This is a genomic window from Cylindrospermopsis sp. CR12 (genome assembly GCF_001432185.1).
GTDB lineage: Bacteria > Cyanobacteriota > Cyanobacteriia > Cyanobacteriales > Nostocaceae > Raphidiopsis > Raphidiopsis raciborskii.
Genome location: NZ_LMVE01000081.1, coordinates 79055 through 79912, shown reverse-complemented (window position 1 = coordinate 79912; position 858 = coordinate 79055). Strand labels below are relative to the sequence as shown.

General features: G+C 40.1%; 1 protein-coding gene. It reads left to right on the top strand.

The features are described from left to right. The first annotated feature begins 206 nt into the window (after window positions 1-206). Complete coding sequence (locus tag ASL19_RS17575; protein WP_152980422.1) at window positions 207-425, top strand: hypothetical protein; 219 nt, start codon at window positions 207-209, stop codon at window positions 423-425. The last annotated feature ends 433 nt before the right edge of the window (window positions 426-858 follow it).

Genomic DNA, 858 nt, shown 5'->3' with positions numbered 1-858 from the left:
GAGATATCAAATATTAGTAGTGTTACAAATACCAGCGGGATGTGGAATTAAATATAAGATTCACGTAGGTTGGGTTGAGGAACGAAACCCAACAAACCCACAGGATATATGTAAACGCGATTGCGAAGTGATCTCTACGGGATTAACCATAATTGGTTGAATTAACCCTTACCTGGAGACTGTCTGTGGGGGAGACAGGGAATTCATTGTCTCAAAGCCTAAGTCGGTTGAAAACCGACTGGTTTTGTAGTGAGTCATTATGGGTAACCCATTCTACAAATAATTGTGCCTCCTTACAAGGAATAGCGATCGCTCCCGAATATCAAATACTAGTGAGTGGAATAGCGATCGCTCGCGGGAGATATGAAATATTAGTAGTGTTGAAACACCAGCGGGATGTGGAATTAAATATAAGATTCACGTAGGTTGGGTTGAGGAACGAAACCCAACAAACCCACAGGATATATGTAAACGCGATTGCGAAGTAAGCTTATTGTTAATAACGCTAAAAAACGGTTGCACAATTGTATTAACACCTAAATTCATATATATGAGATAAGTTTTTTTATGGTCGAAGGGGTAGAAATGTGGTATTATGAGGGTTGAGTATAATGGAGTGTAAGCATTCGCGAAAAAAGTGCACGGATTTCCATTATCAGAGTATCAGGTTCAAGGGTCAATAGTCAACTCCCCCCATGGAGAAAAAAATCGGCGCCTAGATTCCTAACTTGAAATTAATTGCGATCGCTATTTTATGGGACTACCAAAGATGGAAAAAATCCTGCTAGGAGATGGAAGGAAGAGCGATCGCTCTTTCGCGAAGGGGGGGTAATATCAAATATTAGTAGTGTTACAAAT